The 13620-nt window shown below is 35.9% G+C and carries 12 protein-coding genes and 1 tRNA gene; 8 read left to right on the forward strand and 5 right to left on the reverse strand.

From position 1 onward, the window contains the following. Positions 1-4 precede the first annotated feature (4 nt). Positions 5-859 (reverse strand): dihydropteroate synthase, encoded by an 855-nt coding sequence (gene folP / locus H529_RS0103360; RefSeq protein ID WP_022855151.1) that lies wholly within the window; start codon positions 857-859, stop codon positions 5-7. A gap of 3 nt (positions 860-862) precedes the next feature. Next, on the reverse strand, positions 863-2659 hold the full coding sequence (gene ftsH / locus H529_RS09980) for an ATP-dependent zinc metalloprotease FtsH (RefSeq protein ID WP_022855152.1): 1797 nt from the start codon (positions 2657-2659) through the stop codon (positions 863-865). A 209-nt stretch (positions 2660-2868) separates the two neighbouring features. Between ftsH and lptA the strand changes: the two genes are divergently transcribed. Genes lptA through H529_RS0103395 form a run of 6 tightly spaced genes read left to right on the forward strand, consistent with a single transcriptional unit; the run spans position 2869 to position 8089 of the window. Then, positions 2869-3342 carry a lipopolysaccharide transport periplasmic protein LptA gene (lptA, locus tag H529_RS09985; RefSeq protein ID WP_022855153.1) on the forward strand — a complete coding sequence of 158 codons (474 nt, stop codon included), beginning with the start codon at positions 2869-2871 and terminating at the stop codon, positions 3340-3342. A gap of 25 nt (positions 3343-3367) precedes the next feature. Then, the gene (gene lptB, locus H529_RS0103375; protein ID WP_022855154.1) at positions 3368-4084 is read left to right on the forward strand and encodes an LPS export ABC transporter ATP-binding protein; all 717 of its coding nucleotides are present in this window, start codon (positions 3368-3370) and stop codon (positions 4082-4084) included. 3 nt (positions 4085-4087) lie between these two features. Beyond that, positions 4088-5500 (forward strand): RNA polymerase factor sigma-54, encoded by a 1413-nt coding sequence (gene rpoN, locus H529_RS0103380; protein ID WP_022855155.1) that lies wholly within the window; start codon positions 4088-4090, stop codon positions 5498-5500. Between the two features lie 5 nt (positions 5501-5505). Beyond that, positions 5506-6516 (forward strand): hypothetical protein, encoded by a 1011-nt coding sequence (locus tag H529_RS0103385; protein WP_022855156.1) that lies wholly within the window; start codon positions 5506-5508, stop codon positions 6514-6516. Positions 6517-6557: 41 nt separating this feature from the next. After that, positions 6558-7253 (forward strand): rhomboid family intramembrane serine protease, encoded by a 696-nt coding sequence (locus H529_RS0103390; RefSeq protein WP_245540267.1) that lies wholly within the window; start codon positions 6558-6560, stop codon positions 7251-7253. Between the two features lie 14 nt (positions 7254-7267). Continuing rightward, complete coding sequence (locus H529_RS0103395) at positions 7268-8089, forward strand: SDH family Clp fold serine proteinase (protein WP_022855158.1); 822 nt, start codon at positions 7268-7270, stop codon at positions 8087-8089. Here H529_RS0103395 and H529_RS0103400 read toward each other — a convergent pair. From H529_RS0103400 to H529_RS0103410, 3 genes are all read right to left on the reverse strand, one after another. Next, positions 8086-8634, reverse strand: coding sequence for an O-acetyl-ADP-ribose deacetylase (locus H529_RS0103400; RefSeq protein ID WP_028843025.1), 549 nt, complete (start codon positions 8632-8634; stop codon positions 8086-8088). The genes H529_RS0103395 and H529_RS0103400 overlap by 4 nt on opposite strands. Before the next feature lie 28 nt (positions 8635-8662). Further along, positions 8663-8736: transfer RNA gene (locus tag H529_RS0103405), tRNA-Arg, on the reverse strand. Between the two features lie 44 nt (positions 8737-8780). Next, entirely contained in the window at positions 8781-10466 is a 1686-nt protein-coding gene (locus tag H529_RS0103410) for a methyl-accepting chemotaxis protein (protein WP_022855159.1), read from the reverse strand. Positions 10467-11074: 608 nt separating this feature from the next. On the opposite strand from H529_RS0103410, the gene H529_RS0103415 reads away from it, so the two are divergent. Then, positions 11075-12790, forward strand: a complete 1716-nt coding sequence (locus H529_RS0103415) for a methyl-accepting chemotaxis protein (RefSeq protein ID WP_022855160.1) — start codon at positions 11075-11077, stop codon at positions 12788-12790. Between the two features lie 71 nt (positions 12791-12861). Continuing rightward, positions 12862-13614: an oxygen-binding di-iron domain-containing protein gene (locus H529_RS0103420; RefSeq protein WP_028843026.1), complete on the forward strand. Its 753-nt coding sequence runs from the start codon at positions 12862-12864 to the stop codon at positions 13612-13614. Positions 13615-13620 lie beyond the last annotated feature (6 nt).

Consider the following 13620-nt stretch of genomic DNA (forward strand, 5'->3'; position numbering starts at 1 on the left):
TCCTTTATCCTCCTATTTGTTGCACTAAAAACTTAAACATTATAACAGCATCTTTATTAAGGTCTACTCGATGAACTCTCAAAAAATGAACTCCCCTTAACGAAGCCCAAACAGAAAAACCTATCGTTCCCCCTTCTCTATCTAAAGGATTAAGCTTATTAAGGACCTTTCCTATAAAACTTTTTCTTGAGTGCCCTAAAAGAATAGGCCTTTCCAAACTATAAAATTCGTCTAATCTTTTTAAAATTTCTAAGTTATGTTCAAAGTTTTTGCCAAACCCTAACCCAGGGTCTATGATTATCTTTTCCACAGAAATTCCCTTTTTTACCAAAAATTCCATACGATTTTGCAAAAATTCTTTTACTTCTTTCACTACATCTTTGTACTGAGGGTTTTCTTGCATAGTTTTGGGAGTTCCTTTGATATGCATAATTACATATGGGCAATCAAAGTCTTTTACCACCTCAACCATTCTTTGATCAAAACAACCTGCACTTATGTCGTTTATCATCGAAGCTCCTACTTTTAAACATTCTTCAGCTACCCTACTTTTATAAGTATCTACTGAGATTACAACGTCTGGTAACTCTTCACGGATTGCCTTAACTACAGGCACAACCCTTTTTAGCTCTTCTTCTTCAGTTATAGGTTCAGAAAAAGGTCTGGTGGATTCTCCTCCTATGTCTATGATATCTGCCCCTTCTTCTATCAATTCTTTAGCCCTTAAAACCGCCTCCTTTAGACCAAAAAACCTTCCCTCGTCTGAAAAAGAGTCAGGAGTTATGTTTAAAACTCCCATAAAATAGGGACAAGCTTTCCAATCAAAAATTTTAGACCCTATCCTTAAAGGAGGTAACATAACCTACTGAGTTTGAGTTTCTAAAATAACTTTAAACCTTTCAGCATCGATAGTCTCTTCTTCTAATAAAACTGAGGCAACTTTATGAAGATTTTCTGTATAAGTAAGAATAATCTCCTTAGCCATTTGATAACAACGATTTACTATCTCTTTTATTTCTTCGTCAATAATCTTTGCTGTCTCCTCTGAATAATCCTTTATCTGTAAGAGTTCTTTTCCGAGGAAAATATGGTCTTCTCCTTTTCCCAAGGCTAAAGGGCCTAATTTTTTACTCATTCCCCATTCACAAACCATCTTTTTGGCGATTTGGGTAGCCCTTTTGATATCATCTTGAGCTCCGGTGCTTATGGAGTTAAAAACCACTTCTTCACTCACCCTTCCTCCCAACAGCACGGTTATTTTTTTAAGCAAATAGTCTTCTGGATAGATGTGTCGATCATCTAAGGGCAGTTGTTGGGTTACTCCTAAAGCTTGTCCTCTTGGAATAATGCTTATCTTATGCACAGGGTCAGGGTCAGGTAGGTAATAAGCCACCAACGCATGTCCTGCCTCATGGTAGGCTATAATCTTTTTTTCTTCTTCACTTAACACAAACCCTTTTCTTTCTTTACCCATTAGGATTTTATCTTTAGCCTCTTCTAAATCTTCCTGTTCGATAAGCTCTTTCCCTTTTTTAGCGGCGATAAGGGCTGCTTCGTTAAGCATGTTTTCTAAATTAGCTCCGGTGAACCCAGGGGTCGCTTTAGCAATAGACCTTAAATCTAAATTTGGAGATACTTTAAACTTCCGAGAATAAAGTTTTAAGATAGCTTCTCTTCCGTTTACGTCTGGCGGAGGTACAAAAATCTGTCTGTCAAATCTACCAGGTCTTAAAAGAGCTGGGTCTAAAATGTCAGGTCTGTTAGTAGCAGCAAGCACAACTATCCCTTCTGCTGTATCAAACCCATCCATCTCTACAAGCAGCTGGTTTAAAGTTTGTTCTCTTTCGTCATGTCCACCACCTAATCCTGCTCCCCTCTGTCTACCAACGGCATCTATTTCGTCTATAAAAATAATACAAGGTGCATGGGCTTTGGCTTGAGAAAATAAATCTCTTACCCTCGCAGCTCCTACACCTACAAACATTTCTACAAAATCTGATCCACTTATACTAAAAAAAGGAACTCCTGCCTCTCCAGCTATCGCTTTAGCAAGAAGAGTTTTACCTGTACCTGGAGGCCCTACCAACAAGATACCCTTGGGTATGCGTGCCCCTAATTTGGTAAACTTTTGAGGATTTTTAAGAAACTCTACTACCTCCTGTAATTCTTCTTTAGCCTCCTCTATCCCAGCCACATCTTTAAAAGTTACCTTGGTTTCTCCCTCTTTTATTAGACGGGCCCTGCTTTTTACAAAACTAAAGGGCTTATTTCCAGGCTGCATCTGTTTGATAAACAAAAACCAAAGTAAAATTAGCACAATGAAAGGAAGCCAAGACACCAGAAAAGTGGTAAACCAACTGTGTTGAGAATCTGGTTTAACCACAATTTTAACTCCCTTTTCTTTTAGCATGGGGATTAAATCTTTATCTTCTGGGATATAAGTAATTATTTCTTTAGAAGAAGAGACTTTGGCAGAAACTTTTTGCCCTTCTATTAATACCTCTTTTATTTCTCCTTTTTCTACTTTTTCGAGAAACTCGGTATAACTGATGTTGTTAGAGGTGTATAACGAGGTTTGATTGTAAAAAAAGTTGTAAGCTAACAAAACCAACAATCCAATAAAAAACCAAAGCAACAACGTTTTTCCTTTTTGCCACATCTATCTTTGCCTCCTTTTTTACCTATTTTTTAAATTTATTACAACTTTCTTGATTTTCAACGAAAAAATTTCATCTCTATATAACTTTCTATATAATTTAAGTTTCAGATAGATTTTAACGACCAATGTTTTAAGTAAAGACCTGAATAGACCCTTAGTTGATGAAACCTCCCTTGTCTAAAACTCAAACTTAGATTATAATCTTTAACATGGAAAAAGTAAACAGGATTTTACTCTCTTTATTAGGTATATGGTTGATATTTTTAGGTGTAAGTACTTTAGGATTGGCTTCTGAAGTAAACGTGACCTCCAATAAGATGGAGGTTATGGAAAGTGAAGGAATAGCGGTTTTTACAGGTAAGGTACAAGCTACCCGAGGAGATATGAAAGTTTTTTCTGATAAGTTATATGTTTATTATGCTAATCAAGAAGAGAAGAAAAATGTAACCAAGGTGGTTGCTTTAGGAAAAGTGGTTATTTATAAAGGAAAATGGAAAGCCTATGCGGAAAAGGCGGTATACTACAAGGATCAGGAAAAGTTAGTTTTAGAGGATAATCCTAAAGTATGGTATGATAAAAACCTGATAGAGGGAGACATTGTGGTGATTTACTTCAACGAAGACAGGAGTGAAGTGTTGTCTAAAAACGAAGGAAGAGTAAGAGCCAAGTTTTATCTTAACTAAAGTTTTTTATCTGGTTGCACTTATTATGCTCAAAGCCCGAAATTTAAAAAAAAGTTTTAAAAAAAGAGAGGTAGTACGTGGGATTACTGTAGAGATAAAAAAGGGAGAGATGGTAGGTTTGCTTGGTCCTAACGGTGCTGGTAAGACTACCTCGTTTTATATGATCGCTGGATTTCTTAAACCTGATTCAGGAGAGGTATGGCTTTTTGATAAAGAAATCACCGATTACGATGTTTCTGAAAGAGCCAATCAAGGTATCATCTATCTTCCTCAGGAAAGTTCTGTTTTTAGAAAACTTACCGTTTATGAAAATTTTAAGATGGTGATAGAACGTTTAGAACGAAAACAGAAAGAAATAGAAGAAAAGCTCGATTTTTATATAGATCTTTTTAATTTAAGAGAAGTCCTCTATCAAAAGGCCTATACCCTTTCTGGTGGACAAAAAAGAAAGTTAGAAATAGCCAGAGCTCTTTTGGTTGAACCTTCCTTTATACTTCTTGATGAGCCTTTTGCAGGGATTGACCCGATAGGAATTGACCAGTTAAAACAGATTTTTAACACGTTAAAAGAACGCAATATCGGCCTTTTGATTTCTGACCATAACGTTAGAGAGACGTTAAAAATATGTGATAGAGCTTACGTGATAGCAGATGGTCAAATTATCGGATCAGGGACCCCTCAACAAATCTTAGAAAACGAAACCGTTAGAGAAAAATATTTAGGCGAAAGGTTTAAACTTTAAAAAATGATAGAACTTAAAAACCAGTTAAAACTTAGTCAACAACTGATTTTAACCCCTCAACTAAAACTTTTGTTAAAAGTCCTTCAACTTAACACCTTAGAATTAGAGGAATATCTGGTTCAAGAGGCTCAGACAAACCCCTTTTTAGAGATAGAATACAGAGACTTGGCTCCGAAAGTTAATCAAGATAGAGATTATACACCTCAAGAAGTTAAACTAACAGAGGAAATAGATTTAGGAACTGAGGAATTTTTAGAAAAGAGTTTCTATCTTATAGAACCTCAGGAGGAACCAGAAGAACCTATCTGGGAAAAAACCCTTAAGGCTGAAGACAAACTCAGTGATTATTTACTCTGGCAGTTTCGGATGAAAGAATTTACCCCTGTCGAATACGAAATCGCCCAGTATATCGTAGGGAATCTTGATGAAAAAGGATATCTAACCGTTTCTTCTGAAGAACTATCTAAAGAGCTGAACATTGCTGTAGAGAAGGTAGAAAAAGTAAGAAATGTCATAAAGTTTTTAGACCCAGTAGGAGTAGCCTCTTACGATGTTAAAGAATGTTTACTTACTCAGCTTTTATTTATGGGTTACAAAGAAGAAAGTCTTCCTTATGTGCTGATAGAAAAATACTTCGAACAAATTCCTGAAGGAGTAGACGTACTTTCTCAAAAGTTAGGCATAGAACCTTCAAAGATAGAAGAGGCTTTAGAGGTTATCAAACATCTTGAGCCCTATCCTGCCAGAAATTTTTATGTAGAAACTTCCATTTATATAGAACCAGACCTTAGGTTTTATAAAGAAGAGGAAGAATGGAAAGTAGAGGTTTTGAAGGAAAAAAGTTTTAAAGTAAGATTAAATAATTTCTATATGGAATACTTAAAATTAAAGAAAAAGGACCCCCAGTTTTTAAAGTCAAAACAGTTTTTAAAAGAGAAATTTAAAGAAGCGGAAAACTTGCTTAAGGCATTAGACAGTAGATATTCGAGCCTTTATAAAGTTGGAGCAGCCATTTTGAAACATCAAAAGGAGTTTTTAGAAAAAGGAATTAAATATTTAAAACCTCTTACTTTAAGGATGTTGTCTGAAGAAACCCAGTTGCATGAATCTACTATCAGTAGGATTATTAACCGCAAATATGTACAAACGCCTGCAGGAGTTTTTCCTCTTAAGTTTTTCTTTTCTTCAGGTTATGAATCTTCCGACGGAACAAGCCTTTCTTCTAAAGCAGTAAAAGACCTTATTAAACAGATCATTTCTCAAGAAAACCCTGAAAAACCTTTAAGTGATAACGAGGTGGCTAAAGTTTTAAAATCTAAATATGGGGTTAATATAGCAAGAAGAACGGTTACTAAATACAGAGAAGAACTTCAAATTCCCTCAGTTCGCGAAAGGAAAAAACAAAATAAGAGGTAAGCCTTATGCCTTTTGTAGCCTTTGACTGCGAAGGACCTTTAACCTTAAACGACAACGCTTTTGAGTATTCTAAGTTTATGATGCCTGAAGGCCATAGATTTTTTAAACAAGTCTCTCGTTTTGACGATTACTTAGCAGACATTAAAAAACGTCCTGGATACAAACCAGGAGACACCCTTAAATTGATACTCCCTTTTTTAAAACTTTTTGGAGCAACCAACCAAAGCCTTAGAGAGTTTTCTCGGAAAACTTTGCTTTTTTTACCTAAGATACCTGAGGTTTTAAAGGAGATTAAAAATTTAGTCCCAACTTTTATCATCAGCACAAGTTATAAACCCTATTTAGAAGCCCTTGCTGAGGCTATAGAGTTTCCTATGGACCATATATTCTGTACGGAGGTAGACCTTGATAAAGTAACCCTTTCAAAAGAAGAAGTCAAAATTTTAGAAAAACTATACCAAGAAATACTTTCTTATCCAACTATAGAAATACCGTTAAGAGCTACCTCCCCTTCTGACTTACCTTTAGAACTCTTAAACGTACTTGAACGGATGGAAGAGATTTTTTTTGAAATTATTTGGAATCTTGATGTAGGGGTATTTTTAAGAGAGGTTAATCCTGTAGGGGGAGAAGAAAAGGCAAGAGCCTGCCAACAAATATCTGAAGGTTTAAATGTTCCTTTTGCAGAAGGATTTTATGCCGGAGATAGTATTACCGATATGAAGGCTTTAACCCTTTTGAGAGAAAACCAGGGAATCTCTTTGGCCTTTAATCCAAACAGATATGCCTTAAAAACTGCAGAATTTTATGCGTTAAGCAAAAATGGAGTGGTTTTTAAAGACTTGGTAAAACTGTTTATCGAACAAGGAAAAGAAGGACTCGATAGTTTTGTGTCTTTCAACGATTATGAGTTTGAAAAAGTTCCTTCAGAGCCTGAAGTGTTTGAAAATCTTGTAGATAAATGTGAAAATTTCAGAAAGATCATTAGGGGGGCGTTGATAGGTGATTTAGGATGATACCCTTACAAGATATCTTACCAAGACGTAACCCCCCAGTAATGACCTGGTTTCTCATTCTTTTGAATACCTTAGTGTTTTTCTATGAACTTTCTTTAACTCCTTTAGAAAGAGAAGTCTTTTTTAAAACCTGGGGATTTATACCTGCTATCTTTTTTGATCCTTACTTTAGTTTTCTTGTAGGTTTCCCTTGGTATCATAAGTTTTTAACCCTTTTTACCCATCTTTTTATCCACGGAGGTTGGCTTCATTTTATAGGTAACATGTGGACATTGTGGATTTTTGGGGATAATGTAGAAGACCGGTTAGGGCCTTTTAGGTTTTTATTTTTTTATTTAGTGTGTGGCATTTTAGCTACGATGCTTCATTCTTTTATCTATTCTAACTCTGTTATTCCTTTGGTAGGAGCCTCTGGTGCTATTTCTGGAGTTATGGGAGCTTACTTTTTATTGTATCCTTTAGCAAGAATTCTGGTAGTTTTTCCGGTGTTTTTTATACCTCTATTTTTTGAGGTCCCTGCCTTCATATTTTTGGGTTTATGGTTTTTGCTTCAGTTTTATAACGGACTTTTTTCGTTGGTTTTACCAGAAAGTTTTGGTGGGGTTGCCTGGTTTGCTCATATAGGTGGTTTCTTGGCAGGAGCCCTGCTGTATAAAGTTTTCTGTAAGAGAAAATGCAGGTTCTATCGAGATGAATATACCTTTTTTGGTTCCTTTTTTGATATAGACAAGCCTTAAGGGGGTTTTATGTTATGGCTGGGATAGGAGACCTTTTCTGGATTATCTTTTTGGCCATAGCTATGCAACCTTTTTTAAGACAAAAGTTCTTAGAAATAGCCAGACAAAAAGCCATAGAACAAATCGAAAAAAAGAGAGGTTCAAGGGTTATTTTGTTGGTTCATCGTCAAGAAAAGATGTCGTTTTTTGGTTTTCCTCTGATGAGATACATCGATATCAACGATTCTGAAGAGGTAATAAGGGCCATACATCTTACAGATAAAGACGTTCCTATAGACATCATCCTTCACACTCCAGGAGGATTGGTTTTAGCCTCTCTTCAGATTGCCCTTGCTATAAAAAAACATCCGGCTAAGGTTACAGCCTTTATTCCTCATTATGCCATGAGTGGAGGAACCCTTATTGCTCTTGCCTGTGATGAAATAGTGATGGACGAACATGCTGTGCTTGGACCGGTAGATCCTCAGTTAGGAGAATATCCAGCTGCCTCGATTCTAAGAGCAGTTAAAAGAAAACCTTTAGAACATATCGACGATAAAACCTTGATTTTAGCAGATGTAGCTGAGATGGCTTTAAAACAGATGAAAGAAAATCTAAAACTAATCCTAAACGATAGATATTCTGAAGAAAAAATAAACGACTTAGCAGAGGTACTGTCTCAAGGATACTTTACTCACGACTACCCTATTACTTATGAAAAAGCCTTAGAGTTAGGACTTCCGGTAAGCAAAGACATGCCGATAGAAATTTATCAACTTATGAAATTATTTCCTCAACCAACAACCACAACCTCTTCGGTAGAATACATACCTTTACCTAAAAAAGGAAAATCTTAAACCTCTAAAGATGTGATTAGCGATTTTAAAGTTTCTGCAAATACTTGATAATGTTCTTCTTTCCAAAGGACAAACACAACTTTTTTAGGTGCTTTATGTTTTTTCAGAAAGTCATATACTGTTTTTAAGGCGATCTCTGCAGCCTCTTTCATAGGATAACCATAGGCTCCTGTGCTAAGAGCAGGAAAAGCAACTGAGTTGAGATCATAATCTAAGGCTAATTTTAGAGAATTTTGGTAGGCCTTCTTAAGAAGTTCAGGTTCCTCGCTTTTTCCGTCCTTATATATAGGACCTACTGTATGAATAACATGTTTTGCCTTAAGGTTCCCCCCTTTCGTGATTACTGCCTCACCGGTAGGGCATCTTTTATATTTAGCCCTAAGTTCTTCAAGAATTACAGGCCCACCTTTTCTATGAATGGCTCCGTCAACCCCTCCCCCTGGAATAAGTTCCTCGTTAGCTGCGTTAACTATAGCCTCAGTTTCTTGTTCAGTAATATCTCCTTGGATTAACTCGATTTCACATCCTTCGATATAAACTTTCACGGTTTTACCTTCCCTTTTTAAGGTAAAACGGGTCTGGGGGGATTTGAACCCCCGACTCCTGGCTCCGGAGGCCAGTGCTCTTTCCAGCTGAGCTACAGACCCATCACCTTTATTTAAATTATAACACATTTTAAAAAATTAACACATTACACTCTAACTCCTTCTACTGCTTTATTGAGTTCTAAGATTACATTTTTTAAGGTTTCTATCTCTTCTACTACTTTTTCATTTAAGGCTTTTACTTCTAATGCAAGTTGACTTGATTGAATGGCTGCCTGAGCAACCTCATTGCTTGCAACGCTTTGTTCCTCTGTTGCCGCTGCTATCTGATTGATAGCATCTCTAACCTGAATGCTTGATTGAGCAATATTTTCAAGAACATCTTTAATTTTCGTTAAAGCATTTAATGCCTCTCCTACTTTTTCCACCGTGGTATTCATGTTGTCCATAGAGTTTTTAGATTCTTGTTGAACGGCTAAGATTCTATTTGCAATATCTTCGGTTGCCTTTATCGTTTTTTCAGCAAGCTTTCTAACCTCTCCTGCAACCACCGCAAAACCTTTTCCATGCTCCCCAGCTCGCGCTGCCTCTATCGTTGCGTTAAGTGCAAGAAGATTTGTCTGGTCTGCTATGTCTTTAATCATCACAACTATATCTCCTATTTCGTTTACTCTTATGTTTAAAGTATCCAAGGTTTTCTTAAGTTCATCTGTTGCTTGAGTGGTTTCATGAATTATTACCATAGACTCATCTGCTAACCTTGCTCCTTCTTCTGATACTTTTTGGGATTTATTGGCTAATTCTTGAGCATAATGAGCGTTTTTAGCAACATCTGCAATGGTTGCACTCATCTCCTCTACTGCTGCTGCAATCTGATTTGCCTGGTTGGTCTGAAGGTCTATTTTTTTCTTTACAGAATCAACGTTCCCCAGAAGATTCTCTACAACCTCATAAACGGTTGAGGCTGAACTTTTAATCTGTTTTACCAACCTTTGAGTGAACTCTTCAACCTTGATAACTGCCTGGGCGATAAGACCGATTTCATCTTTTCTATTTCTGTACCCCTTTCCAAAACCAATCCTACTAAAATCACCCTGAGCAACCTCTACAAGTTTTGCTGCCATGTCTGGAATTGGGGTCAAGCTTCTTTGTGTTACTACATAAATAAGTATTCCTATAGCAATGGCTGCTAAAATATTTAAAACAGACATGACATTTCTGAAAGTATAAGACACCCCATAAATTTGGCTCTTAGGAATATTGATAGAAATTAACCACTTAAAACCAGGATAAACTTGAGCTATAGAGACATGTTTTTCCCCGTTTATCTTTATTTCTACAGCTTCCCCTTCTTTGACTTTTGATAGTTTTTCTATACTTTCTTTTCCTAAATCTTTTCCAGCAATAAGTTTAGGTTCTCCTTTGGCAACATCATACACAGACACAAACCCTCTTTCTCCTATCTTAAGGCTACCTAAATAATTTTTAAACTCATTAATGACAAGAGTGATATCAAAACCTATGAAAAATACGCCTACTACAGCTCCGCTTGAGTCCTTTACAGGCACATATTTAGTCATATACTCTTTACCAAAAAGGGTAGCCTTTCCTACATAGGTTTCTCCCCTTAACAAACCTTGATATGCAGGATGATTCCTATCTAAAGTCGTCCCAACCGCACGGGTTCCGTCTTCTTTCTTAAGAGAGGTTGCAACTCTTAAAAAATCCTCCCCTTCTCTTTTAAAAATGGTTGCTACACTTCCACCTGTGATAGCAGTAAACCTATCACAGACATCGTTGGTAGGATTACTAATACTTGGTCCCAAAGACATAAAAATATTCATAAAACGGTCAGCTGAATACCTTGCAAACTGGTCAAAAGCTTGAAGTTCGTGGATGATTGTTTTACATTCAAGGGTTAGGGTTGCAAGTTCTTTCTTCTTTATGGAAGAACTTGTTTGAAAATAAAAAACAGCCGCAACTATAGAATATACTAATAAAATAGAGAGAAAAGCTAAAATAAAAATTTTTTGCTTAAGGATAAACCATCTAAAACATTTTTACCCCTTTCTCCCATTTCCTCCTCCTCCTCCTGAATTAAATAATAATGATAATAATAAATATACTCTTATTATAAAAATAAGGTCCTAAAAGTCAAGCAATGTTGACATAAAAAAGCTAAGAGCTAAAAGATAAAAAAGTAACATGCACTACTAAAGAATATTCAAAAAAGAAAGAATTCACAAAATTGTTTGTTAAAATTTTATATTAAAAGGTACAACTTAATACTTATAAGGTTAATCTATTTTAAAAAATATAATGGCAAAGCGGTAAAAATATTCAATTGTTCAAAAAATCACATATCCTAAAATTCCTTTTTAAATTTTTATAAAATTTAAGAATAGAAAAAGTATTCAAATATTGGTAGGAGGTGGGGAACATGAAAAAGTTTGAAAATTTGAGTATAAAAAATAAGCTTTTGCTTTTAGTCTTTTTTTCTTTATTTGGTTATATAATATTTTTCTTTTTACAATCTACTTACTTAAAAGAATCTATTCTAAGAGAAAAAAAGGTAGAACTAATTCAAAAGGGAGAGATGGCTTTATCTATAGTAAAACATTACTACAACCTTTATAGAGCTGGAAACCTTACCGAAGAAGAGGCTAAAGAAAAGGCAAAGCTTGCCATAAAAAACTTACGTTATGAAGAAGGAACTAACTATTTCTGGATAAATGATGGAACTCTACCCTACCCCATAATGATAATGCATCCGACAGTTCCTCAACTTGAAGGAAAACCTCTTTCTGACACCAAATTCAACGTAGCATACAAACGACAGACTGACGTTAATGCAAAAGAGGAAGAGGTAAATAACAAAAATCTTTTTACTCTTTTGGTAGAAACGGCAGGTAAAACCGGACAGGCTTTTGTCTGGTACAAATGGCCTAAACCGTTAAAAGAGGGAGGAGTAACTAAAGAGGCTTATCCTAAACTTTCCTATGTCGTAAAGTTTGAACCATGGAACTGGTATATAGGAACAGGGGTTTATATTGATGATGTCGATAAAGCTTTTATGCAAGCTATGAAGAGAAACAGTATAAAAACTGGCTTAGCTGTGTTAACAATTTTACTTATCACAGGATTTTTGGCTATGTTGTCTGTTCGTTCTATTTCTATACCAATCTCTGAATTAGAAGAAAAAATAAAGAAATTTGGGCAGGGATATTTAAACATAGAATTTAAAACCCAAAGAAAAGATGAAATAGGAAAAATTGCTAACAGCTTAGATGGAGCTATTAGTAACCTAAAGGCAATCCTTTTAAGTGTTAAAGAGGTTTCAGAAAGTCTTTCTGATTCAGCTAATGGTCTAACTGAAGTGTCTAATCAGTTCAAAATAAACCTTGACCTTCAAACCCAGCAAGCAACCCAGATTGCCTCTGCTGCAGAAGAAATGTCTATTACTGTGGTTGATATCGCTAAAAACACGACAAGCATTTTAGAGGAAAGTAAAAAAACAGCAGAAATCGCCAAAGAAGGTGAAACCTATACTTTAAAAACCGCAAATGAGGTTAAAATAATAGAAAAAACAGCAGAAAAACTAAAAGAAGTCATGTATAGTTTAGAAGAAAGGACCAGGGCAATAGAGAGTGTGGTAGAGTTTATCAAGGATGTGGCAGAGCAGACCAATTTACTTGCATTAAACGCAACGATTGAGGCAGCCCGAGCTGGAGAACATGGTAAGTCTTTTGCGGTGGTTGCAGGAGAAATAAGAAAGCTTGCTGAAAGGACCAATAAATCAACCGATGAGATAGCAGGAGTTATAAGGGAGATAAAGGGAGTGGTTGAAGAGGTAAGTAGGGAGGTAGAGGAGATAGGGGTTAAGGTTGAGAGTGGTGTAAGGCTTAGTGAAGAGGCAGCAGGAATTCTTAACAGAATCGCAGATGCCGCAGAAAGGTTACAGGAAATGATACAGAGCATAGCAAGTGCAACCGAAGAGATGAGTGTTACCTCTGAGTCAGTAGCTAAGGATGTAGGTAGTGTGGCGGAAGGAATACAGGAACTAAAAAGAAACATCTCTTACCTTCTTGAAACCACGGAAGATATAAAAAAAATGGAGGAAGAACTAAGGAAAAAAACTTCTATGTTTACACTTTAATTTTTTTTAATTTTGATTATAATGCTTAAATAATATTACTTTTAAAGGAGATCTTTATGGATAGAGAAACTATGATAAAAGGATTGGTACTTTATGAAGATAGCGACCACAAGTTTATTTGGTTAGGATGGGAAGAAGAAGAAGAAGGTTTGGTACAGACTAATCAATATCTCATCATAAATAAGGGAAAAGGTATCCTTCTTGATCCAGGTGGAGTTTATGTTTTTCCCAGGGTTTTAGCTGCTGTTGCCAACTACATAGACATTGACAACATAGAATATATCTTTTTTTCCCATCAAGACCCTGACGTAAGCTCAGGGCTTATTACCTGGTTGGAAAACACCAACGCCAAGGTTTATATCAGTAAACTTTGGACAAGGTTTATCCCTCATTTTGGTTACAATTCTTTAAGGCGGACTATACCTTTAGAAGATAAAGGAGGAGAATTAACTTTGGGTTCAGGTGATAAACTTTTGTTTATACCTGCCCATTTTCTTCATTCTAAGGGCAATTTTTCCGTATTTGATACGCGAAGCAAAATTTTGTTTTCTGGAGACATAGGTGCAGCTGTTTTTCCTAAAGGTCAGAGATATCTTTTTGTAGAAAACTTTGAAAACCATGTAAAACTTATGGAAGGTTTCCATAAAAGATATATGGGAAGCAATAAAGTATGCAAAAAATGGGTTAACTCAGTCAAACCTCTTAATCCAACCATGATAGCTCCTCAACATGGGGCAATTTTTAAAGGAGAGAATGTAAAGAAATTCCTTAACTGGTTTGAGAACTTAAGTTGTGGGCTTGATATCATAGACCAAATTTATTAACCTTTA

The organism is Thermodesulfobacterium thermophilum DSM 1276 (genome assembly GCF_000421605.1).
GTDB lineage: Bacteria > Desulfobacterota > Thermodesulfobacteria > Thermodesulfobacteriales > Thermodesulfobacteriaceae > Thermodesulfobacterium > Thermodesulfobacterium thermophilum.

Bases quoted from the DNA above. Each gene is read 5' to 3' on its own strand.
- lptA (WP_022855153.1), top strand. From the start codon at position 2,869: ATGGAAAAAGTAAACAGGATTTTACTCTCTTTATTAGGTATATGGTTG.
- ftsH (WP_022855152.1), bottom strand. From the start codon at position 2,659: ATGTGGCAAAAAGGAAAAACGTTGTTGCTTTGGTTTTTTATTGGATTG.
- rpoN (WP_022855155.1), top strand. From the start codon at position 4,088: ATGATAGAACTTAAAAACCAGTTAAAACTTAGTCAACAACTGATTTTA.
- folP (WP_022855151.1), bottom strand. From the start codon at position 859: ATGTTACCTCCTTTAAGGATAGGGTCTAAAATTTTTGATTGGAAAGCT.
- H529_RS0103390 (WP_245540267.1), top strand. From the start codon at position 6,558: ATGACCTGGTTTCTCATTCTTTTGAATACCTTAGTGTTTTTCTATGAA.
- lptB (WP_022855154.1), top strand. From the start codon at position 3,368: ATGCTCAAAGCCCGAAATTTAAAAAAAAGTTTTAAAAAAAGAGAGGTA.
- H529_RS0103410 (WP_022855159.1), bottom strand. From the start codon at position 10,466: ATGTCTTTGGGACCAAGTATTAGTAATCCTACCAACGATGTCTGTGAT.
- H529_RS0103385 (WP_022855156.1), top strand. From the start codon at position 5,506: ATGCCTTTTGTAGCCTTTGACTGCGAAGGACCTTTAACCTTAAACGAC.
- H529_RS0103420 (WP_028843026.1), top strand. From the start codon at position 12,862: ATGATAAAAGGATTGGTACTTTATGAAGATAGCGACCACAAGTTTATT.
- H529_RS0103415 (WP_022855160.1), top strand. From the start codon at position 11,075: ATGAAAAAGTTTGAAAATTTGAGTATAAAAAATAAGCTTTTGCTTTTA.
- H529_RS0103395 (WP_022855158.1), top strand. From the start codon at position 7,268: ATGGCTGGGATAGGAGACCTTTTCTGGATTATCTTTTTGGCCATAGCT.